Raw genomic sequence first — 22,099 nt, 5'->3', positions numbered from 1 at the left:
TCCATGTCATCCATGATTAAGCCGGCTTTGGCCGGAATCGCGTTGATAGTCACGCTGGCTGCAGGCTACTGGTGGGGCTATATGCAATCGCAAACAGCCGTAGCAACGACAGCAACAGCAATAACCCACGGAGAACGCAAGATCCTGTATTACCGCAATCCAATGGGATTGCCAGACACTTCTCCGGTGCCTAAAAAAGATCCGATGGGAATGGATTATCTACCGGTTTACGATGGTGATGAAGCGCCATCGGATCAGCGCATTGTGGCCATCAGCACCGAAAAAGTGCAAAAACTCGGCGTGCGTACCGAAACGGCGGAATTACGTGAACTGATACGTACCGTGCGTGCCGTGGCAACAGTGCAAATGGATGAACGCAAGCAATATACTGTAGTGACCAAGTTTGAAGGGTGGATACAACGGTTGTATGTAAATACCACGGGACAGGCGGTCAGAAAAGGCGATGCGCTGATGGAGGTCTATAGCCCTGATCTGATTGCCGCGCAACAGGAATATCTGATCGCCGTGCGCGGCTTGCAATCCGTTGCTGACGGCGACCCGGATGTGCGCGCCGCGATGCAACGGCTGGTTGCCAGCGCATTACAAAAACTGCGCAACTGGGATGTCGCGGAAAGTGAAGTGCGGCATTTGCAGCAAACCGGTGAAGTTCGCCAGTACCTGACGCTGCGTTCTAAAGCTGATGGCGTGGTGCTGGAAAAGAAAGTCATTGAAGGGCAACGTTTCATGCCGGGAGAAACGCTGTATCAAATCGCCGATTTGTCGAGCGTGTGGATGCTGGCCGATGTATTCGAACAGGATCTGGGCATGATTCATTCCGGTCAACCGGTGACCCTGCGCGTGGATGCGTACCCGGATAAAATTTTCAACGGTGAAGTGGCTTTTATTAATCCGGTGGTGACGCCGGAGACGCGCACCGCCATCGTGCGCATCGTGCTGGCCAATCCCGATGGCCTATTGAAGCCTGCCATGTATGCACGTGCCGAATTTGCATCGTTTCACCGCAAGGATAAAGTGTTGACCGTACCGGATTCAGCCGTGCTGGATACCGGAACTCGCCGCGTGGTCCTGGTGGCTCTGGGTACTGGGCGCTATGAGCCGCGCACGGTCAAGCTGGGCATGCATGCCGATGGCTATGCCGAGGTGTTGGGCGGACTCAGGGCTGGCGAGGCCGTGGTGGTCAAGGCCAATTTCCTGATCGATGCGGAAAGCAACTTTAAAAGCGCGCTCAGCAGTTTTGGCCACACGACGTATTATCCGGTATCAGGCGAGCAGGAAATCGCACCCAGCTCGGCGGTATTATCTGCTTCCCCAGTACAATATCGCGGTGAAGGTAGCATTGAGGCGATTGATTTCGCCCATGCGACCGTCACGCTTGCACATGGCCCGATAGCCAGCCTGAAGTGGCCTGCCATGGTGATGGATTTTCGCGTTCAAGAACCGCAGTTACTGCAAGCATTCAAACCGGGTCAAAAAGTCATTTTTGAAATCGCTGAAGAATCGGCGGGTGAATTTGTCATCGTGCGCATTCAGCCAGCCGATACGTTTCACGATCACTAGGAGAGATTGACATGCTCAAACATGCGATTGAATGGTCGATCCGCAATGTTTTCCTGGTATTGCTGAGTACCGTATTTATCATCGGCTGGGGTATTTACGCGCTATGGAAAATGCCGGTTGATGCGATTCCCGATCTGTCCGATGTGCAAGTCATCATTTATACCGAATATCCCGGCCAGGCGCCGCAAGTAGTCGAGGATCAGGTCACCTACCCGCTCACCACCGCCATGTTGGCGGTGCCGCGGGCAAAAGTGGTGCGCGGTCAATCGGCATTCGGGGTTTCGTTCATTTATGTCATTTTTGAAGATGGCACCGATATTTACTGGGCGCGATCGCGCGTACTGGAGTATTTGAGTTTTGCGGCCAATCAACTGCCGCAGGATGTGCGGCCTGCGCTGGGCCCGGATGCTACCGGCGTCGGCTGGATTTATCAGTATGTCGTAACCGCCAAAGACCGCACACTGGATGAATTGCGCACCATTCAGGATTGGTTTCTGCGCTATCAATTGACCACCACGCACGGCATATCCGAAATTGCCAGTATAGGCGGTTTTGTCAAAACCTATCAGATCACCGTTGATCCCCGCCGCTTGCAAGCGTATGACATTCCATTGAAACGCATCACCGAAGTGATCGCCGCCAGTAATCGCGATGTCGGCGGGCGTGTGATTGAACTGGCAGAAACCGAGTACATGGTGCGTGGCCGGGGTTATCTGAAGAGCATCAGCGATCTGGAGAACCTGGTGGTGCGGGCGCATATCGGCATGCCCGTGTTGCTGCGGGATATTGCCCGCGTGGAACTAGTGCCCGGCGAACGCCGCGGCATCACTGAGCTGAACGGCGAAGGGGAGGCGGTTTCCGGCATCGCAGTGGCGCGTTATGGCGAGAATGCACTGGATGTCATTCACGATCTCGAAGCAAAAATTGACCAGATCAAATCCGGGCTGCCACCGGATGTTTCGGTCCAGTCGGTATATAACCGTTCCGAGCTGATTCACCGCGCCATTGCAACGCTGAGAGAAGTGTTCATCGAGCAGATCATCATTGTGGCATTGGTTTGCGCGGTATTTCTGATGCACGTACGTAGCGCGCTGGTGGCAATTATCATGCTGCCCATCGGCGTGCTGATTGCCTTCATCGCCATGGCGCAGCTCGGCATCAATTCCAACATCATGAGCCTGGCCGGTATTGCGTTGGCGATTGCGGAAATGACTGATGCCGCCATTGTGATGGTGGAAAACGCGCATAAGCATCTGGCCCGGCAGAAGCCGGGGGAATCGCGCACGAATGCGGTAATCGCCGCATGCCAGGAAGTCGGGCCATCGTTGTTTTTCAGTCTGCTGATCATCACGGTATCGTTTCTGCCGGTATTCGCGCTGGAAGCGCAGGAAGGGCGCATGTTTCAGCCGCTCGCGTATACCAAAACCTTTGCCATGGCCGGCGCAGCCATCCTGTCGATTACGCTGGTTCCGGTGTTGATTCTTTTGTTGATCCGCGGCCGTATCCCACGTGAGCAAGACAACCTGCTGGGCCGTCTGTTGATTCGTGGCTATCAGCCGATTGTCGCTAGGGTGATGCAGTGGAAGAAATCCATAATAGTAGTTGCATTGGGCGTGCTGGCGGTGACGCTTTATCCCGCCATGCGGCTGGGTACCGAATTCATGCCGACCTTAAACGAAGGTACACTGCTGTATATGCCCGTCACGTTGCCGGGGATTTCGGTGACCAAAGTGGCGGAAACAATGCAGACGCAGAACAAAATTATCATGAGCTTTCCAGAAGTGGCCTCGGTATTCGGCAAAGCGGGACGCGCCGATACCGCGACCGATCCGGCACCGCTGGAAATGACTGAGACCATCATCAATCTGAAGCCCGAGCATGAATGGCGCCCCGGCATGACCATCGATACTTTGATTGCCGAGCTCGATCAGGCGTTGCAAATCCCCGGTGTCGCGAACGCCTGGACCATGCCGATCAAAAATCGTATCGACATGCTTGCCACCGGTATCCGCACGCCGGTCGGCATCAAGGTGTTCGGCAATAATTTGACTGAAATCGAAACCATCGCGAAACAAATCGAGGCGGTGGTAAAAACCGTTCCCGGCACGACCAGTGCGTATGCCGAGCGCATCACCGGTGGATATTATCTGGACATTGAACCGGATCGGCTGGCGTTGGCGCGCTATGGCTTGGCGGTGGGTGATCTGCTCGAAGTCATTTCGGTGGCGTTGGGTGGGGAAGTGATCACCACCACGGTGGAAGGCCGCGAGCGCTTCGATGTGGCGATCCGCTACCCGCGCGAACTGCGCAGCGACCCGCAGGCCATCGCCACGCAAGTGCTGGTGCCCGCGTTGGGCGGCACCATGATTCCACTCGGTCAACTGGCGCAGGTCAAGCTGATGAAGGGAGCGCCGAGTATCCGCACCGAAAACGCGCTGCTGTCAGCCTATATCTTCATTGACATCCGCGACCGCGACATCGGTGGTTACATAGCCGATGCGCAACAAGCGGTGCAAGCGCAAGTGCAATTCCCGCCCGGATACTATGCCACCTGGAGCGGGCAATTCGAGTACATGCAGCGCGCCACCGAAAAACTGAAAATCGTGATTCCATTGACTGTTTTGATGGTGTTCCTGCTGGTGTACCTGAATTTCGGCCGCATGATCGAAACGCTGATTGTCATGCTGTCGATACCGTTTTCGTTGGTCGGCGGCATCTGGCTGATGTACTGGCTTGATTACAACCTGAGCATCGCCGCAGTGGTCGGCTTCATCGGCCTGATCGGCATCGCCGCGGAATCCGGCATGGTGATGTTGACCTTCATCGATCAATCGTTTACTACCATCGTGCGGCAACGCAAAGCGATGGCCGAGCAGGTCAGCTTAACCGATTTGTACGACGCCGTGGTGCAAGGTGCGGTTTACCGTATCCGTCCGGTCATGATGACCATCGCCGGCAGCGTCATCGGCTTGCTGCCGGTCATGCTCAGCACCGGCACCGGCTCCGAAATCATGCGTCGCGTTGCCGCGCCGATGGTCGGTGGCATGGTTTCCGCGACGATTCTGACGCTGATTATTTTTCCCGCGGCGTATGCGCTGGTGAAGGAGATACCATTGCGGCGTGAGAGTGCGTAGAAGCAAATAATTCGCAGTCAAATCGCTATTTCAACTGATGACTTGTCAGTCCACTCAGTCAGATCCTATCCCAAATCAAATAAAACAACTTTTTTGCAACAGTACTCACATTTTTGTTTAAATGTTATTCGCTATAACTTGATAAATAACACTATTTGATTAACTATGTGAGAAAAGTCACAGTTCAGCCATAAGAAAACGTGTTTTCATATTTACTATAAATCAATGGGAATAATTTTCGAGGATTCTCTATGCGTTTTCAGCTTTTAGCTCTCATCAATAATTATACAAAGTCTCACGAAGCACTGCTGATACGTTCTATAGAGACGCAGCATTAATGATGTCAATATCAAATCATTTTATTTAACTAAGGTGGTTTTCACATTTTAATCCAAAAAGCAGATAGTTCATAAATACATGAAGTTATGAAATTTACAGTTGTGATGGGTTAATTGATTTATAACAAACTGATTGTTAAGGATAAGCTTATTTTATGGTCAATGCCTTTATTTACTTCACTAAACAAAAATTAGCAGCAGTGGAATATATCTAGCTTAATTTTATTAACTACGAAAAGGGAGAAACGATCAAGACATCAAATACTTGTCGGTGGTAAAAAGCTTTTATATCTTCTGTTAATTTTTTGTAGGTCATTCAAGTTGAATGACTTATTTGCACTAATGCTATTCTTCGAGGGGGAGTTTATGAATCTGGCAAAAATGCTTACTTTTATCACATTGGCGGGTAGCATCCCTACTTGGGCTTATGCTCAAAGTATATCGCTGCCATCGCAAAACAAGGTGCCTAATTTCACGGCGCAGACCATCAATCAGTCATCAGGTGCTCCTGCAAAAAGCAATATCGAATTTGCTGAGCACAGAATTCTTGTTAAATTCAAGAGCCAGACGACTATCAATGCCAACAATTCCCAAGTATCGGCCGATGATGCTGGAAATTTGAGTCAAGGTGAATTGTCGGCGCTCAATAGTGTTCAAGGCAAAGTTATAAAAAGCTTTGCCAATATGGGTGTACATGTTGTTCAAACACCGTTGGCGGTTGGTAAAGCAATTGAAATGCTATATCGCAATAATAATGTGCAATATGCCGAACCAGATTACAAGGTCCATGCAATTGTGACGCCCAATGACCCCAACTTCTCTGATTTGTGGGGATTAAACAATACTGGTCAGGCATTCGGTATACCCGATGCAGATATTGATGCGGTGGAAGCCTGGAATACCAGGACAGATGCCAGTAAAGTCATTATAGGCGTAGTTGATACCGGGATAGATTATACGCATGCGGATTTAATTCCCAATATGTGGATAAACCCAAAGGAAATTCCTGGAAACGGTATTGACGATGACGGAAATGGCTGGGTCGATGATGTCCACGGGATAGATACCTGCAATGGTGATGCTGATCCTATGGATGATCATTTTCACGGTACCCACGTCAGTGGAACCATCGGTGCTAGGGGCAATAATGGAATCGGCGTGACGGGAGTGGCCTGGAAAACCAATATTATGGCTCTCAAGTTTTTATGTTCGGATGGTTTTGGTTTCGTATCGGGTGCAATTGAAGTTATTAACTATGCATTGGTTACTAAAATAAATAATAACTATCCCCGCATGATTCTGAGCAATAGTTGGGGCGGCGGTGAGTATTCACAGGCTCTTTTCGATACCATTACACTGGCTAAAGGTTTAGGGGTGCTATTTATTGCCGCTGCCGGCAATGACGGAATGAATACCGATAATGTCACTGTCTACCCTGCAGGTTATAAGGTGGATAATGTTATTTCGGTGGGAGCTTCCAATTCGAACGATGATCCGGCTTTTTTCTCAAATTACGGTTGTAGTAGTGTGGATGTGTTTGCACCGGGTGAAGACATTCTGAGCACGATGCCTGATAACAATTATAATTACCTTTCGGGAACGTCAATGGCAACGCCGCATATTAGCGGTATGGCAGCTGTGATTTGGTCCCAAAATCCCACTAAAAATTGGAGATCCGTTAAAAGTGCGCTTATGAATAGCGTCGATCATCCAGCTTCCGTGAGCAGACGCAGCGTAAGCCAGGGTCGAGCCAACTTGTCTAAAGCCCTAAAGCCAGAGGCCATTAATGAGCCCACAATCTGGGGTACTTCGCCACCCTCAGCTGCGCCGGGTGATACGATAACCATAACAGGTCATAATTTCGGCGCGACTCCAGGCAGCGTTAATTTTAATGGCACACCTCTGACTGTATTGAATTGGTCGAATACAACCATCAGCGCTAAGTTAGGTCTAAACAGCCTGGGTACTGGGGCGTTGAAAGTAATCAGGGCGGATAACAACATTAGCAATAGTGGTGCCTGCTTTGGTGTATCGTTCAAACCGAGCCTGGTTGGACAAACAATAATACCGCGTGCTTGGACAAGTGGTGCCCGCGTGGGTGGTAAGTACTGGATTATGGGTGGAGAGGCGCCTTGGGGCATTACCGGTATTGTCGAATCGGTCAATCTGTCCACGTTTACTTCAGCGATAAATTCTCAATGGTCTATGCCAATACCTCTGAGCAATACAGGTTCTGCAGCCATTGCTTCCAAGGTTTATGTTGTCGGAGGGTATAATCCGTCTTTGGGGATTATTTCCAATAGTCTGCAAATATTCGATACCGTCAGTAAAACTTGGCAAGCGGGTGCTTCACTGCCTCAACCGCTGATGCAATCTGCAGTTGCAGCCATAAATGGTAAGCTTTACGTTTTTGGCGGTCTTGATGTTTTTTTTGGAACGACAAATACAACTTATATCTATGATCCTGCAAGTAATCAATGGTCATCTGGCGCTGCAAAAGGAACGCCCACTGCTTATGCCGCTGCAACCTCGGCACCCGGTAGTAGTACAGTGATGGTTGCTGGCGGCTTTGCCTGTTCATTTTTTGGTTGTGAACAGAACATTGCCGAGATTTACGATACAGTATCCGATACTTGGCAGTTCGTATCTAGTCTGAACCGTTCCCGGGCAGGCTCCGCTCATGCCTTTTTCAAAGGTAAAGATCACGTTTTATTTGGTTCAGACCAGAACACAACGGGTGAATACTTTAACGGTAGTGTCTGGAAAGAAGCTATTTCCGGACCTATGTTGTATACGGCGACAGGAACCGTCTGTAATGCATGCCAAGCGATGGTAATTATGGGTGGTTTTGATCAATCATTCTTTTTTGGCTCCTTTAGCCAGAATATCTGGCTTTTAAAGGAATAGTCCAGGAAGCCATGGCTTTGACAGTCCGGTAGCAAGAATATGTGCTGCCGGGCTGTATATTTAACTGATAGAAAGCTTTTCGGTAATCGGGCCTTGTCCCGGTGTCAAATTGCCGTTGATGCGGCGTCGATGCCACAGGCACCAGTTTCACGACTGGATTTTTCCCTTTGGCAATTACCCCTTCTGCGCCCGCAATGTGGCTGCCATACGGGTTGCGGTTCAGTTTGAAATTTCCTGAACTATTATTTGATTTTTAACATTCACAGAAGTATATATATTTTCGTGTAAAATAAATCTTCTTTTATATCTGGAGAAGATGATGAATAAATTTGCATTATCAATTGCCTGTGCGCTATCCTTGGTTGTTTCTGGAATACAGTCGGCATTCGCTGAAAATGTTGCTACCGTAGGCGATACGGTCTTTATTCTTGACAATCCAGCGTCAGGTTCTCCTCAATTAATCGCCAGCATTCTTAATGCTGATAGCACCACCAGTCCTAATCTCTGTTTCAGTGGTCAGTCTTCTCTTGATCTGGGGCTCGGAGAAGGTATTTTAGCCACCGATATAACCGTCAACAACGGCACCGCGATTATTACTACGACCAGCACAGACGTTCCCGGTGGTGTTATTTTCAGGGATGTTTCAAGTTGTATCGCAGCTAATTCGATATGTATGGCTACCGTCAATGGTAGTCTGTTGACTATACCTTGCGTTCAATATAACAATCAGGTGCTTACTGTCGTGCTTGAACAACGCGGCAATTCAATGAATTGGGAATTAACTTCCTCACCCATTTTAAATGATACGTTTGCAGGATCTAAAACAAACAAGGGAAATTAGAATTATTGTTAGCAGTGGTTCAGAAAATTTCACACTGAACCACTCGCGTAATACTCAGTTGCCATCTCTCATGAGCTGGTTCACTTCGGTGAACCAGCTACAATCGCGATAAGGTTGACTCTGTAGCAGCATTTTGTAACGTTCGGGCAAATTGCGCGCAATGGTCTGGAATTCCTGTGTATCCTGTTGCGTGAGAAGGGTTGGGCCGATAAACGGGGTTGGGTTGCGGCGCAGGTCCAAGTTAAAGACGGGCTGATGCGGCAAATCAAAAAATCGGATCATATCTTTTAACACCGCTTCCCGCTTCAGATCCACGTCGACATCGATAAAATACACCCGGTCTTGCCAGTGATGGTCTTGAATCAATTGCATGGCGCGGCACTCAATTTCCAGCCATTGCAGCAGATAAAACTGAAAGCGGCTGAGCGATGACGGAGAGTGTCGGAACACCTCCTCCTGCCCGGTCAATGCCCAGCGGAACAAGCGCTTGCCGCTATCGTCCGCATAATCGGCAAACGGAACATGCAGCTGACGTATCATCCGCTCGCGCACATATTCGCTTTTCGCCACCCGCAGCGGATGGCGCACCAGATGGATAAACCCCGGATTGTTCAGCAGTGTTCCGGCATGGCGATTAAACGCCTTCAGGAAAGCATGATTGGACTCAAAATAAAAAGGCTGCTTACGGCTGGCGATAAAACGGTATTTGCGCTGCAGCACCGGCAGTAACGCTTGGTCGTTATGTTGCGTGTTCCATGCGATGGGCTTGCCGAACAACGTGGGATTACCAAACGTGAAATAAGGCTCGTGCGTGCTGTAGCAGTGTGTGATGTTCTTGGTGAAGAAATCGGCCAGATAACTCGTGCCGGATCGACCGCTGGCGAGGGTGAATAGGGCAAGTTGAGTGCTGCGCATACCTTCTTTCAGGAAGCTATCGCCTGCTCAACCACCCCATCCGCCAGTTTTTTCTGCAATTGGCTGGCTTGGGCGATCGCGGATTTGAGTTGGTCGCAGAGAGTCATGAGTTCGTCGATTTTGGCTACGATGCGGTGTTGTTCGGCGAATGTGGGGAGAGGGATAGGAATCGATGACCACTTTTGTTTGTTGATTATTGGCGTTGCCGAACCACCCGATTGTCCGATCACTGCTCCTTGGAAGGATATGGTGCTCATTGCCCAATAAACATATTTTACTGAAACAGGGAGATATGGTGTCAACGTATTTATCTGCTGATTACATGTGACATCTCTATCGTTGACAGCGTGCTTACCTATGCTTCCACCTATGCAAACCATTAACACCGAGTCCTTCCCGATTAAGCGCCCTTTTGAAAGACCAATTTCAGATAGACCTTCTCCTGAGTAATCGATTTCTCCATTCTTAATATCACCAGGGCCAATGAAAGGAATATGGCACCCGAAGTTTTCACGATCTTTACTTGGTGGAGTGGTTCCTGTCTGGGTTACGCCTAATTCATCCAATCTCACCCACTCCCACCCCTGCGGCAATTCAAACGGTTTTTCCTCATTCGTTATCGGTGGCATTGGTCTATCTTTTTTGATCTTCCCCTCAGCCACCAACCTGGCTTTTTCCGCCTGTATGCGCTTGAGCAATTCACTGGCCGGTTCATCGTTCGGGTCTTGCGGCACGAGTTTGCCCATCACCGTCAGTTGCAGCAGGGTTTGTTTGAGTGCGTCGATGCTGGCTTCGGTGGTGAACAACGTGTGGAAATGCGCAGCGATACGTTGCCAGTTGGCGTTGAAATCACCCGCACTTTGCGATTGGGTCAGTATGCCTAGCAGGTGGTTTACCAGTTTTTCGTGAGCTTCGGTGGCGTTGATGTGCTGCGTTTCCAATTGATCACACAGCGCCATCAGCTCATCGACTTTGGCGACGATGCGGTGTTGCTCGGCGACAGGAGGAAGTGGAAAAGGATTCGATTCCACAAATTCTTTTGGCAATCTCTTTTGTCCAGCAGTGCCAGTCATTTTTGTCTCACCCATTAGTAAAAACTTTGGAGACTTTAAATAAGCTAAGACATAACGTGGGGCAAGAGTCTTATTGATTACCCTGACAATATGCAACTCAGTTGTACCTGCACCAATTCCGTTCAACAAACCAGAAAATATACATGCCTTACTATTTTCAAAGCATGGAGTTATTTTGGCAACTCCAATGTCGCCTTCTGCAAAATGCGTAAATCCTTGCTTTATTTCTTTCCAAAAACGAGTCTCTTGTTCGTGGGAGGAATTAAACTTCGCGCCAATCATTGCCATTGATACAAATGAAGTAGAGGAATTATCTTCCGCATTATTTCTCGGATTAATTAAAGATATCGATGCTAATGTTGTCCACTCCCACTCCTGTGGCAATTCAAACAGCTTTTCCTCATCCGAAATCGGCGGCAACGGTTTGTCTTTCTTGATTTTCCCCTCAGCCACCAACTTGGCTTTTTCCGCCTGTATGCGCTTCAACAATTCGCCAGCCGGTTCATCATTCGGATCTTGCGGCACCAATTTGCCGCGCACCGCCAGTTCCAGAATTAGTTCGCGTAGTTTTTGGATGCCGTATACGTTCACCCCATTGCCACCTGTGCGACCTCGGCCTGATTTCTTTTCCGTTTCGGCGCTGGTCCAGATGTCGAGGTGATCGGTCAACAATGATGGTATGGCGTTCATGCTTTGCCGCCCTTGGCCGGTAATTGCGGCATGGCGCGTTTCATGAAGGTATCGAACAAAGGGACGGTAAATGCGGTGTCGCCGTGTGCCGGGCTGTAAATCATGCCTTTTTTCATCAAGCTGTCGCGCAGGGGGGCTACGGTTTGTACCTTGACGCCCAAGACGGCGGCGACATCGCCGGAGCGTTGCGGTTCTGCGCCCAGCTCAGCCAAAGCGCGCAGATAGTCTTTTTCACGCGGGGTCAGCCGATCAAAGCGCACACGGAAAAAATTGGCGTCGAGACGCTCGATGATCCGGGGTGTGGCGCGTTCTACATCAGCTAATTGTACCGGCCGATTGCGGCGCATAATTCCAAGACTGGTAGCCCCATTCTTGCAGAAAATAGGGGTAGCCTTGAGTCAGACGGATGATTTCATCCAGCGCTGCGTCGGTGAAATCGGCCCCCTCTTTCTGCGCTGGTTCTCGTAAGGCTTGGCGTGCATCCTCCGGCGCTAAGGGGCCCACTTCGGGAAAATCAAATAGTCGCTCGGCGTAGGATTTGGAGTCCCCCGCCAGTCCGGCCAATACCGGCAAGCCGGCACCGATCAGCACCAGTGGCAAGCGTTTTTGCGCCATTTTGTGCATGGCCATGATCAGGGCACTCAGTTCCTTGGCGGACAAATACTGAATTTCGTCGAGCAAGATGGCGACCGGGATTTTTCTGTCCTGCGCAGCCTCTGCCACAGCGATGAATAACTCGGGCAGATCGGCTTCCAAATCCCCGCTATCGGCAGTTCCTGCTTCCGCTTCTATATCCAGACCGATTTCGAGATCACCCAGCGTTATTTTTACGCCGTTGACAAAGCCTTTCAGCACGCGCAAACCGCGCCGCACCTTGTTACTGACATTTTCCATGCGATCCAGGGACAATAACAGCTTGCGTAACGACGGTGCCAGTAAGGCTGTGAGTGACTTGCTTTCATGCGCTTCCACCAAAATAGTTTTGTAGCCGACCTGCTCCGCCAGGTTTTCCAGCTCATTAAGCAGCACGGTTTTACCTACGCCGCGCAAGCCCACCAGCAAGGCGCTTTTTTCCGGACGACCCTCGCGGACGCGCGCCAGCAGTAGTTTGATTCTGTCAATTAAGGCGCTACGACCTGCGAGTTCGGGTGGCGGAGTGCCTGCGCCCGGCGAAAAAGGATTGCGTATTTCATCCATTGCTCAAATTTCTTTTGTTTTTTAAGGCTATCTGTATTTATAGAAAAGTATATCAGATAATTTGTAACTAATAGTAAACCATAGTAACCTTAGATAATCTTTCTATAAATAACGATCAACGGGATCTGCCAAGCGCTTCTTCAAGTATATCTTTCAACTGCCCGCGCAGTGCAGCGATGTCCTTTTGTATGTCGTTGTATTGTGTCAGCAGCACTTCGGGATCGAGGATTTCCTGTTCGCCGATATGCGGGTTTTTGCAGTCGAGGTTGTAGTTGCGCGCCTGGATGTCCGTCAGATCGATTCTCCAGGCGTATTCATTTTCCACGCGATGTTTGAAACCGTCTTCTTCCTTGCCCCACCAGGCCGCTTCGGCATCGAATTCTTCGATTTTCATCGGTTTGGTTTTGTTGTAACTTTTTACGCCAGGCGGGTACGGGTGCTCGTAAAACCAGATATGCCGGGTGGGTGTGCCTTTGGTGAAAAACAGCAGGTTGGTTTTGATGCCGGTGTATGGGCTGAACACGCCGTTGGGCAGGCGCACGATGGTGTGCAGGTTGCAATCCTGCAGCAGCTTTTCCTTGATGCGCGTTTTGATGCCTTCGCCGAACAGGAAACCATCGGGCAGAACCAGTGCGGCGCGGCCACCGGGTTTGAGCAGTTGCATGATCAGCACTAAAAACAGATCGGCGGTTTCACGGGTGCGGAATGCTGTCGGGAAATTGGTTTCGATGCCGTCTTCCTCCATGCCGCCAAATGGCGGATTGGTGACGACCACATCGACGCGTTCTTTCGGTGTCCAACTGATGAGCGGGCGACTCAGCGAGTTATCGTGGCGGATGGTGATCGGTCATCGATGCCGTGCAGGATCATATTGGTGGTGCACAGCAAATGCGGCAACGGCTTTTTTTCGATGCCGAAGATGCTGGCCTGGAGTTGCGTTTCATCATCCACCGTTTTCACATCGTGCTTGCGCATGTGCTCGATGGCACAGGCCAGAAAACCGCCCGTGCCGCAGGCCGGATCCATGATTTTCTCGCCGAGGCGCGGATTGATCCTGCGCACCATGAATTCTGTCACGGCACGCGGGGTATAAAACTCACCGGCATTACCGGCGGCCTGTAAATCGCGCAGCAATTGTTCGTACATGTCGCCGAACAAATGACGTTCCTGCGCTTTGTTGAAATCGACGCCTTCCTGAATCTTGTTGATCACCTGCCGGATCAACTGGCCGGATTTCATGTAGTTGTAGGCATCTTCAAACACCGAGCGGATCACATAGGCGCGCGGGTCGCTGCCTTTGGCTTGCAGTTGCTGCAAGGCGGGAAACAAATCGTTATCGAGAAATTGCTTGAGCGCATCGCCGGTCATACCTTCGGCATTGGTCGCCCAGTTACGCCAGCGGTATGGTTGCGGCAATGGCGATTGGTAGTTGTCTTGCAGTAATTCCCATTCATTTTCGCGGTCGTCAAAAATTTTCAGGAACAGCATCCAAACCAACTGGCTCAGGCGCTGCGCGTCCCCATCCACGCCGACATCCTTGCGCATGATGTCCTGAATGGATTTTATGGTGGAGGAAATGCTCATCGGTTTAATTTATTTCAGGTCGGGTTAATCAGGCGTAGAGATTGTCTTCCAGCTCGTGCAATGCTTTCAAGTAGGCGGTTTTGCCGCCAAAGACCGACACCAGTTCGCTGGCTGTGCCCATGTCTTTGAACGGATCGAGTGTCAGCACTTTGATGTCCTCGATGTTTTCAATGCCGGTATCGGCGTATTTTTCCAGTAGATTTTCCAGCACCAGGCGTGCTTTTTCGCTGTACTTGGTAAAGTAGTTTCGTTTTTTCACATTCTCGGCGCGTTCGCGCCGGGTCAGCGGCGGCTGATCAAAAGCGACATGGCAGATCAGATCGAATGCGTCAAAATCCTTGCCAACCTCATCGGCCAGCGGTTCGAGCAATATACCGTGTTGTTGCAGTTCCTGCAGAATGGTCGCCTTGCGTTCGGCCTGACTCCAGCGCTGCAGAAATTCGTCCAGCGAAGCAAAATCACGCCGCACCGTCTGACGCGTGTAATCCTTCAGCGATTCGGTGATCAGTTTGCCTTCCGGGCCGTAATACTGCACACGTTCGGCGATGACATGCACGGTGACGTCGCCCATGACATATTTTATCCGCTTGGGGGTGGATTCTTCAGATCCCGCCTCGGTTCCCTCTTTTTCTAAGGGGAGAAGTGGATTGCCGTTTTCATCGAGATTAATTCCGAGTTCTTCATCCGGTGGTACGGGCGATTCATTGCTTTTTGGTTCGTAGATCATCACGGGGTCGCCATCGAAATCCTTGTCTGCAAATAGCTCCGTTGCTTTCTTGAAGTCCATGATGGTGAACCAGAACTTGCCGTAATCTTCGTTGATGCGGGTGCCGCGCCCGATGATTTGCTTGAATTCGGTCATCGATCTGATGTGCTGATCCAGCACCACCAATTTGCAGGTTTGCGCATCGACGCCGGTGGTCATCAGTTTGGAAGTCGTGGCGATCACCGGATAACGCTCTTCTGGGTTGATAAAATTGTCCAATTCGGCCTTGCCTTCGATATCATCGCCGGTAATGCGCATTACGTATTTGCGGTTTTCCTTGATTCGCTCAGGATTTAAATTTACCAACGTTTGCCGCATGCGCTCGGCGTGGTCGATGTCGTCACAGAATACGATGGTCTTGGCGTAAGGATCGGTGGCCGTCAGAAATTCGGTAATTTTACGTGCCACCAGTTCGGTGCGCTGTTCCAGCACCAGTGTGCGATCCATGTCGTTCAAGTTGTAGATGCGGTCTTCAATCATTTCGCCATATTTGTCGGTCTGACCTTTGCTTGGCCGCCAGCCTTGCAGATCTTTGTCGATATCGATGCGCACCACTTTGTAGGGTGCCAGGAAACCATCTTCAATACCTTGCTTTAAGGTGTAGCTGTATACCGGATCGCCAAAGTAATGAATGCTGGAAACATCGCGTGTTTCTTTAGGTGTGGCGGTTAAACCGATATGTGTGGCGGAGGAAAAGTAGTCTAAAATCTCGCGCCAGGCGGAATCTTCCGCGGCGCTGCCGCGATGGCACTCGTCAATCACAATCAGGTCGAAAAAATCCGGCGAGAATTGCTTGTAGATGTTTTGTTCTTCTTCGTTGCCGGTCACAGCTTGATAAAGCGACAGGTAAATTTCATAGCTTTTATCGATCTGGCGTTTGCTGATCTTGGTCATCGCCGCGCCGAATGGTTTGAAATCGTTATTCTTGGTTTGATCGACCAGAATATTGCGGTCAGCGAGAAACAGGATGCGTTTCTTCGTGCCGGATTTCCATAGCCGCCAGATGATCTGAAACGCGGTATAGGTCTTGCCCGTACCGGTGGCCATGACCAACAAGATGCGTTGCCTGCCTTTCGCTACTGCCTCCACAGTGTTGTTGATGGCATTGGCCTGATAATATCGCGGAACACGGCCGGTGCCGTCATCAAAGTACGACATCTCAACGGTATGACGCGCGTGGATTGTTTCCAATCCTTTCCACTGGCAATACTGCTGCCATAGTTGCGCAGGCGAGGGAAATTCATCCAGTGTCAGCGCTTGCTCGATCCGCTTGGTCATTCCGGTACGGTCATGCATCAAAAAGCCATCACCATTGGAGCTGAACACGAAAGGTACGCCCAGCGTGTCGGCATAATTTAGCGCTTGCTGCATACCGGCCCCCAGGCTGCTACGGTTTTCCTTGGCCTCAATCACGGCCAGTGGGATATTGGATTTGTAGTACAGAATATAGTCGGCGCGCTTCTGTTCTCCGCGCGTATGCAACTTGCCGCGCACAATGATGCGCCCTTGGGTAAAACTGACTTCCTCCCGGATCTGGCTGTGCAAATCCCATCCGGCTCTGATAATGGCGGGGGTAATGTATTTGGTACAAATATCACGCTCTGAAAGGCTTTTTTTCTCGCTCATACTTTTGGAATGGCTTTTTTATATTGTTCATTGATGCTTGTATGGATACGCTGCAAGACCCAAGAATTTGAAACGGTGAGTTGAGGATTGGAGCATATCAGTTTCGAATTGACTGTTACTATGGATTTTCAATCAAATATTGTTAGAGACCTTTGCACGGTTACTACGCGGTACGATAATTGCGTTAAAAATTTGCGAAAAATGCTCATTTACCCCGTGTAAACTCCGCTTTTTCGCAAATTTTTGCCTTATTCTCGTACCGCTCATGACACCGTGCAAAGGTCTCTGTTAGTATGGGGCAGGGTATGCTGAGAGGTGGCAACTGCTGTCCTTTATTCAATTTTTAGGATAAAAAATCAAAATGGAAAATTTATTACCATGAAGAAACGCTCCAGTTATATCCCAGCTTTGCATTACCACTGGCTGACGCGCTGGTACGATCCCATGATGCGGTGGCTTTTTCCAGAATCTGAGATCAATGCGGGCTTGATTGCGCGGGCACATATTCAGTCTGGCCAAACCGTGCTGGATGTCGGGTGCGGTACAGGAACGCTTGCGTTACTGATCAAGCAGGCCCATCCGGATGTTGCCGTTCATGGATTGGATATCGATGCTGAAATCTTGCGCATTGCGCAACGAAAAGCCGCTCAGGCCGGGCAAAACATTCTGTGGCAGCAGGGCACAGCCACCTGTTTGCCTTATCCGGATCAAAGCGTTGATCATGTGGTGGCCAGTCTGCTGTTGCATCATTTGGTGCGGCAGGACAAGCAACATATGCTGCGGGAGGCTTTCCGCGTGCTGAAACCCGGCGGCGCATTGCATGTGGCGGATTTCGGTAGGCCACACGATTTCAGTATGGGGTTGATATCCGGGTTCATGCGCTGGTTTGAAGAGATACACGATAACGTGCTGGGTTTATTGCCGGTTTTTATGACGGATGCCGGATTTCACCCGGTCGAAACGATTGTTCATTATCGTACCGTTGCTGGCACTATTGCGTTATACCGTGGCGTTAAGCCCCTTATCTGAAATGAATATTCCATGCCCCGGAGTAAAGGGTTTGATCAAACCGGCGGCTTAATATTCCACCGGCAGTGGATCCAAACTGCGCCACAAATACCATGTCGCGACCGAGCGCCAGGGTTGCCAGGGTCGGGAAAGTTCGAGCATGATTTTTTTGTCGACGGTTTGTTTGTCGAAGTAGTGCAGGCTGATTGCACGTTGCAGGCCGATGTCATCGAGCGGCAGTACATCCGGACGTTGCAAGTGAAAGATTAAAAACATTTCGGCAGTCCAACGCCCAATGCCTTTTATTTTGCTCAATTGCGCGATGATGGTTTCATCATCCATGCCAGCCCAGCCGGATTCATTCAATTTTCCTTCCATAAAGTGCCGCGACAAATCCTGCAGGTAGGTTATTTTTCTTGCGGAGAGTCCACAGGCGCGTAATGAATCCGGTTCTTGCGCGGTGATCGTGTGCGGCGTGATGTCAGGAATGGCGCCGATGATTTTTTGCCAGACGCTTTCGGCGGCTTTGACGGAAATCTGTTGGCCGACGATGGAGCGCGCCAGTGTGGTGAAAGCGCAGCCGCGCGAAGTGAGCGTGGCATTTTCAAATTGCTGTATCAGTTGCTGCATGACTTGATCGCAGCCGGCCAATTCCTGCGTGGCTTGTGTCCAGTATTCGGGAGTCATGGGTGTGATGAAATAGGAAAATTAATCGGAATAGATGCGTCATTTTGCGTGTACTGCATGCCATTGGAGTTCATTATCGCAGCAAAAATTAAAATACACCGCAGGTTTTTTCTATCTATCTTATTTATTTGAATAATTTATGGGCTGATCCGCTGTAACCGGCATCACATTTAAGTCTTTGTCGCATAACTATAAAAACCCAATTTCTTGCTTGACTATCGAGAATTTATTGATTAAAGTGGGAAGCAGTGGGAAAATGTGGGTAAATTTGGTGTGTCTCGATGAATTTTCCCGTTATATGAGGAGACAACATGTTTCGTGGCGTCACGCAGCTCAGTCTGGATGCAAAAGGTAGGCTTGCAATACCCGCAAGATACCGCAACGAGCTGATGTCTACCTGCTCAGGACATTTGATTGTAACTGTTGATCCTTCAAAGTGTTTGTTGATTTATCCCCAGCCAGCCTGGGAACCGATAGAACAAAAACTCAATAATCTTTCCAGCTTTGATACGGTAACTCGCAACCTGCAGCGATTGCTGGTGGGTAATGCCTGCGATGTCGACATGGATGCTGCGGGTCGTATTTTGGTATCGCCCCCCCTGCGTCAGTTTGCCGGTCTGTCCAAGGATGTGGTTTTGGTTGGCCAGGGTACGAAACTCGAGCTGTGGGATGAAACGCAGTGGAATTTACAAATTGAAATTGCAATGTCATTCAAGGATGGCGGTATGCCTCCTGAATTGGAAGGATTTTCGCTGTAATTGATGGGATAAAACACATGCATATCCCGGTGTTGTTGCACGCAGCCGTTGATGCATTGGCGCTGAAACCGGATGGAATTTATGTTGATGCAACTTTCGGGCGCGGTGGGCATAGTCGATTGATTTTGTCGGGATTGGGTGAATGCGGCCGGTTAATCGCGCTGGATAGAGATCCGGCGGCGGTATTGTCGGGCGAGGCGATTACGGACAAGCGATTTTGTATTCGCCATGGCAGTTTTTCCAGAGTACGGGAGATTCTTCAAGCCATGGAGATTACGCGGATTGACGGTGTGCTGCTCGATTTAGGTGTGTCGTCACCCCAATTGGAAGATATTGCGCGCGGATTCAGCTTCCGGTCGGCGGGTCCACTGGATATGCGCATGGACACCAGTGGCGGGCAGACCGCGTCAGAATGGCTGTCGACGGTGTCGGAAAATGAGTTGGAATGGGTGATAAAAGAATATGGAGAGGAACGATTTGCCAGGCAGATTGCACGGGCGATTCTTGCGGCAAGAACGCAACAGCCTATTGTCACTACCTTGCAACTTGCCGGGATTGTCGCTGCGGTGGTTCGCGCGCGGCAGCGGGACAGTAAACGGCATCCGGCAACACGTACTTTCCAGGCGATACGGATATATCTCAATCGGGAGCTTGAAGAATTGGCGCTGGTTTTGCCGCAATGCGTGGATTTATTAAGACCGGGCGGACGATTAGTGGTGATTAGTTTTCATTCTTTGGAGGATCGGATGGTGAAGCAGTTTATCCGGGCGGCCGCCAGAACTGACAATTTACCGCGCGGGGTGCCAGTACGGGAAGAGGAATTGCAGCGGTTCAGCAAACAAACTTTACGGCCGGTAGGCCGGGCGATTCGCTCAGATGAACTTGAAGTGACGGAGAATGTTCGATCAAGGAGTGCAGTGATGCGTGTGGGTGAAAGAATCTAGTCCCAATTAAAGCGGAGAAAAGAGTGTTCAAATTGAATATCTTTCTTATTCTGGTGTTAATTGCATGTGCATTAGGTGTAGTGACCGCGCAGCATTCGGTACGGAATCTTTTCATGACGCTGGAGAAAGAAAAAGAAATAGAACAGAAATTGGAAGTGGAATGGGGAAGACTGCAATTGGAACAAAGCACTTTGATTATGCATGGGCGTATAGAACAGATCGCGATAGAGCATTTGAACATGATGGTACCGGCCGCTTCGAGTATACAAATTGTATCGATCAATGCGGCAGAAAATGAAATAGATGCGGAAAGGGTCAAACCATGATTAAACCGGCGTTGCCGCTTATCAAATTGTCAGCCTGGCGTTCCAGGCTGTTGTTTGGTATGTTGGTGCTGGGTTTGATCAGTTTGGCGGCGCGTGCTGCCTATCTTCAGGGAATGAATAATGAGTTCTTGCAAAAGAAAGGGGAGTCACGTTATAGCCGTGTAGTGGAAATGAACGCCGATCGCGGCATGATCACGGACCGGAATGGCCATATCATGGCGATCAGCTCACCGGTCGCTTCAATATTCGCTGATCCGAAAGTGGTGGTGATTAAACCTGAAAAATTGCAGCAATTGGCTCATTTTCTGGAGATGAGCAGCGCTGACCTTAATGCACTTCTTACCAGGGAAAATAGGCGTTTTGTTTATTTGAAGCGGCAGATAGTACCGGATACCGCTGAAAAGATCATGCAACTGAAGATCAAGGGTATCTATTTAACCAGTGAGTCCAAGCGGTATTATCCGGAAGGCGAGTTTGCCGCGCATGTGCTGGGTTTCACCGATATCAATGACGAAGGTCAGGAAGGCGTCGAGCGTGGCTGGGAGCAAACACTTGCCGGAGAACTGGGTCGCCGCCGGGTGATCAAGGATAACAAAGGGCAAATCATTGATGAAGATGTCGAAAGCATTCGTTCCCCCAAACCAGGGAAGGATCTGGTTTTGTCCATCGATAGAAGAATTCAGTATCGTGCGCATGCGGAACTGAAACAAGCCGTTCTGGCTAACCGGGCAAAAGCCGGCAGCATCGTGGTTCTGGATGCGCAGACAGGGGAAATATTGGCGCTTACCAATTGGCCTGCCTATAACCCAAACAGAAGATCAACCATCAATAATGAAAGGCTCCGCAATCGAGCGTTGATTGATACTTTCGAGCCCGGTTCGACATTAAAACCGTTTACGGTGGCGATTGCTTTGGAAGTCGGAAAGGTCAATTCCAATACGATTTTGCAGACCGCGCCCGGAGCATGGCAAGTCGGTAGAAAAACCATACGGGATGTCAGCAACAAAGGGGAATTAACCGTTGCCGAGATCATTCAGCAATCGAGTAATGTAGGTACGGCAAAAATCGCGCTATCGATGGAACCGCAGACAATGTGGGAAATGTTCAATCGTTCAGGATTCGGCACGCTGACCAATTCAGGCTTTCCCGGTGAAGCCAGCGGAATATTGCGACCCTATAATCGGTGGCGTCCCATTGAGCAGGCTACGATGTCCTATGGGCACGGCATATCCACCAGCCTGATACAGTTGGCGCGCGCTTATACGATCTTTACCAGCGGTGGTGAATTAAAACCCGTTTCATTGCTGAAGCAGAATATCCCCGTCATGGGGCAGCGCGTAATTTCGCGCGATACCGCATGGGCAATGAGCCGCATGCTGGAGATGGCGACCCAACCCGGAGGAACGGCGCCATTGGCGCAAATAAGCGGGTATCGCGTTGCCGGTAAAACGGGTACGGCGCATAAACTGATCGACGGGCGATATGCCAGCAAAAGCTATATTTCCACATTTGTCGGATATGCACCCACATCGAATCCACGTTTGATCATCGCCGTGATGATTGATGAGCCATCAGCAGGAAAATATTTCGGTGGTGCTGTGGCTGCCCCTATCTTCAGCAAAGTCATGTCCGGCGCTTTGCATATTCTGAATGTTCCTCCCGATGCGCCTGCCAATAATGTCATTACCTTTACCGCAACACCGGAAATGGAGGATGAAGGGTGAGTT

Annotated in this window: 15 protein-coding genes and 1 pseudogene; 9 read left to right on the top strand and 7 right to left on the bottom strand. The window is 50.0% G+C overall.

The genetic code is table 11. The features are described 5' to 3' along the window. Positions 1 to 3: 3 nt before the first annotated feature. The 4 genes from CPG39_RS09490 to CPG39_RS09475 all read left to right on the top strand — a co-directional run bounded on the left by CPG39_RS09490 (position 4) and on the right by CPG39_RS09475 (position 8,798). Entirely contained in the window at positions 4 to 1,578 is a 1,575-nt protein-coding gene (locus CPG39_RS09490; RefSeq protein WP_096294300.1) for an efflux RND transporter periplasmic adaptor subunit, read from the top strand. Between the two features lie 11 nt (positions 1,579 to 1,589). Continuing rightward, positions 1,590 to 4,712, top strand: coding sequence for an efflux RND transporter permease subunit (locus tag CPG39_RS09485; RefSeq protein WP_096293074.1), 3,123 nt, complete (start codon positions 1,590 to 1,592; stop codon positions 4,710 to 4,712). Positions 4,713 to 5,416: 704 nt separating this feature from the next. Beyond that, complete coding sequence (locus tag CPG39_RS09480) at positions 5,417 to 7,957, top strand: S8 family serine peptidase (protein WP_172424105.1); 2,541 nt, start codon at positions 5,417 to 5,419, stop codon at positions 7,955 to 7,957. Between the two features lie 316 nt (positions 7,958 to 8,273). Continuing rightward, positions 8,274 to 8,798, top strand: coding sequence for a hypothetical protein (locus CPG39_RS09475; protein WP_145956231.1), 525 nt, complete (start codon positions 8,274 to 8,276; stop codon positions 8,796 to 8,798). 54 nt (positions 8,799 to 8,852) lie between these two features. Here the strand turns inward: CPG39_RS09475 and CPG39_RS09470 are convergent, their stop codons facing one another. From CPG39_RS09470 to hsdR, 6 genes and pseudogenes are all read right to left on the bottom strand, one after another. Then, a complete protein-coding gene (locus CPG39_RS09470; RefSeq protein WP_096293069.1) occupies positions 8,853 to 9,713 on the bottom strand; it encodes a hypothetical protein in 861 nt (286 codons plus the stop codon). Positions 9,714 to 9,721: 8 nt separating this feature from the next. Further along, on the bottom strand, positions 9,722 to 11,476 hold the full coding sequence (locus CPG39_RS09465; protein ID WP_096293067.1) for a restriction endonuclease subunit S: 1,755 nt from the start codon (positions 11,474 to 11,476) through the stop codon (positions 9,722 to 9,724). Next, positions 11,473 to 11,823, bottom strand: coding sequence for a hypothetical protein (locus tag CPG39_RS14760; protein ID WP_231990270.1), 351 nt, complete (start codon positions 11,821 to 11,823; stop codon positions 11,473 to 11,475). The genes CPG39_RS09465 and CPG39_RS14760 overlap by 4 nt, the downstream gene beginning before the upstream one ends. Beyond that, positions 11,792 to 12,673 carry an ATP-binding protein gene (locus CPG39_RS09460; RefSeq protein WP_231990269.1) on the bottom strand — a complete coding sequence of 294 codons (882 nt, stop codon included), beginning with the start codon at positions 12,671 to 12,673 and terminating at the stop codon, positions 11,792 to 11,794. Before CPG39_RS09460 ends, CPG39_RS14760 begins: the two co-directional genes overlap by 32 nt. A gap of 115 nt (positions 12,674 to 12,788) precedes the next feature. Continuing rightward, a pseudogene (locus CPG39_RS14940) lies at positions 12,789 to 14,218 on the bottom strand (N-6 DNA methylase). A 67-nt stretch (positions 14,219 to 14,285) separates the two neighbouring features. Beyond that, positions 14,286 to 16,649, bottom strand: coding sequence for an EcoAI/FtnUII family type I restriction enzme subunit R (gene hsdR / locus CPG39_RS09450; RefSeq protein WP_096293065.1), 2,364 nt, complete (start codon positions 16,647 to 16,649; stop codon positions 14,286 to 14,288). Between the two features lie 378 nt (positions 16,650 to 17,027). Between hsdR and CPG39_RS09445 the strand changes: the two genes are divergently transcribed. Beyond that, positions 17,028 to 17,678: a class I SAM-dependent methyltransferase gene (locus CPG39_RS09445; RefSeq protein WP_096293063.1), complete on the top strand. Its 651-nt coding sequence runs from the start codon at positions 17,028 to 17,030 to the stop codon at positions 17,676 to 17,678. 48 nt (positions 17,679 to 17,726) lie between these two features. Here the strand turns inward: CPG39_RS09445 and CPG39_RS09440 are convergent, their stop codons facing one another. Next, positions 17,727 to 18,344, bottom strand: coding sequence for a DNA-3-methyladenine glycosylase family protein (locus CPG39_RS09440; RefSeq protein WP_096293061.1), 618 nt, complete (start codon positions 18,342 to 18,344; stop codon positions 17,727 to 17,729). Positions 18,345 to 18,655: 311 nt separating this feature from the next. On the opposite strand from CPG39_RS09440, the gene mraZ reads away from it, so the two are divergent. The 4 genes from mraZ to CPG39_RS09420 are packed head-to-tail and all read left to right on the top strand — an operon-like array spanning position 18,656 to position 22,096. Then, positions 18,656 to 19,102: a division/cell wall cluster transcriptional repressor MraZ gene (mraZ, locus tag CPG39_RS09435; protein WP_096293060.1), complete on the top strand. Its 447-nt coding sequence runs from the start codon at positions 18,656 to 18,658 to the stop codon at positions 19,100 to 19,102. A gap of 17 nt (positions 19,103 to 19,119) precedes the next feature. Then, entirely contained in the window at positions 19,120 to 20,046 is a 927-nt protein-coding gene (rsmH, locus tag CPG39_RS09430) for a 16S rRNA (cytosine(1402)-N(4))-methyltransferase RsmH (RefSeq protein ID WP_096293059.1), read from the top strand. A 23-nt stretch (positions 20,047 to 20,069) separates the two neighbouring features. Next, positions 20,070 to 20,372, top strand: a complete 303-nt coding sequence (ftsL, locus tag CPG39_RS09425; RefSeq protein WP_096293058.1) for a cell division protein FtsL — start codon at positions 20,070 to 20,072, stop codon at positions 20,370 to 20,372. Further along, on the top strand, positions 20,369 to 22,096 hold the full coding sequence (locus tag CPG39_RS09420; RefSeq protein WP_096293056.1) for a peptidoglycan D,D-transpeptidase FtsI family protein: 1,728 nt from the start codon (positions 20,369 to 20,371) through the stop codon (positions 22,094 to 22,096). The genes ftsL and CPG39_RS09420 overlap by 4 nt, the downstream gene beginning before the upstream one ends. The last annotated feature ends 3 nt before the right edge of the window (positions 22,097 to 22,099 follow it).

Source organism: Nitrosomonas ureae, from assembly GCF_900206265.1.
Classification (GTDB): domain Bacteria; phylum Pseudomonadota; class Gammaproteobacteria; order Burkholderiales; family Nitrosomonadaceae; genus Nitrosomonas; species Nitrosomonas ureae_C.
This window is presented reverse-complemented; position numbering and strand designations above follow the sequence as displayed.

Excerpts from the sequence above, each read along its gene's own strand:
- rsmH (WP_096293059.1), top strand. The coding sequence starts at position 19,120 with ATGCATATCCCGGTGTTGTTGCACGCAGCCGTTGATGCATTGGCGCTG.
- CPG39_RS09490 (WP_096294300.1), top strand. The coding sequence starts at position 4 with ATGTCATCCATGATTAAGCCGGCTTTGGCCGGAATCGCGTTGATAGTC.
- CPG39_RS09440 (WP_096293061.1), bottom strand. The coding sequence starts at position 18,344 with ATGACTCCCGAATACTGGACACAAGCCACGCAGGAATTGGCCGGCTGC.
- CPG39_RS09480 (WP_172424105.1), top strand. The coding sequence starts at position 5,417 with ATGAATCTGGCAAAAATGCTTACTTTTATCACATTGGCGGGTAGCATC.
- CPG39_RS09485 (WP_096293074.1), top strand. The coding sequence starts at position 1,590 with ATGCTCAAACATGCGATTGAATGGTCGATCCGCAATGTTTTCCTGGTA.
- CPG39_RS09445 (WP_096293063.1), top strand. The coding sequence starts at position 17,028 with ATGAAGAAACGCTCCAGTTATATCCCAGCTTTGCATTACCACTGGCTG.
- CPG39_RS09460 (WP_231990269.1), bottom strand. The coding sequence starts at position 12,673 with ATGGATGAAATACGCAATCCTTTTTCGCCGGGCGCAGGCACTCCGCCA.
- hsdR (WP_096293065.1), bottom strand. The coding sequence starts at position 16,649 with ATGAGCGAGAAAAAAAGCCTTTCAGAGCGTGATATTTGTACCAAATAC.
- CPG39_RS09470 (WP_096293069.1), bottom strand. The coding sequence starts at position 9,713 with ATGCGCAGCACTCAACTTGCCCTATTCACCCTCGCCAGCGGTCGATCC.
- mraZ (WP_096293060.1), top strand. The coding sequence starts at position 18,656 with ATGTTTCGTGGCGTCACGCAGCTCAGTCTGGATGCAAAAGGTAGGCTT.
- CPG39_RS09420 (WP_096293056.1), top strand. The coding sequence starts at position 20,369 with ATGATTAAACCGGCGTTGCCGCTTATCAAATTGTCAGCCTGGCGTTCC.
- CPG39_RS14760 (WP_231990270.1), bottom strand. The coding sequence starts at position 11,823 with ATGCGCCGCAATCGGCCGGTACAATTAGCTGATGTAGAACGCGCCACA.
- CPG39_RS09475 (WP_145956231.1), top strand. The coding sequence starts at position 8,274 with ATGATGAATAAATTTGCATTATCAATTGCCTGTGCGCTATCCTTGGTT.
- CPG39_RS09465 (WP_096293067.1), bottom strand. The coding sequence starts at position 11,476 with ATGAACGCCATACCATCATTGTTGACCGATCACCTCGACATCTGGACC.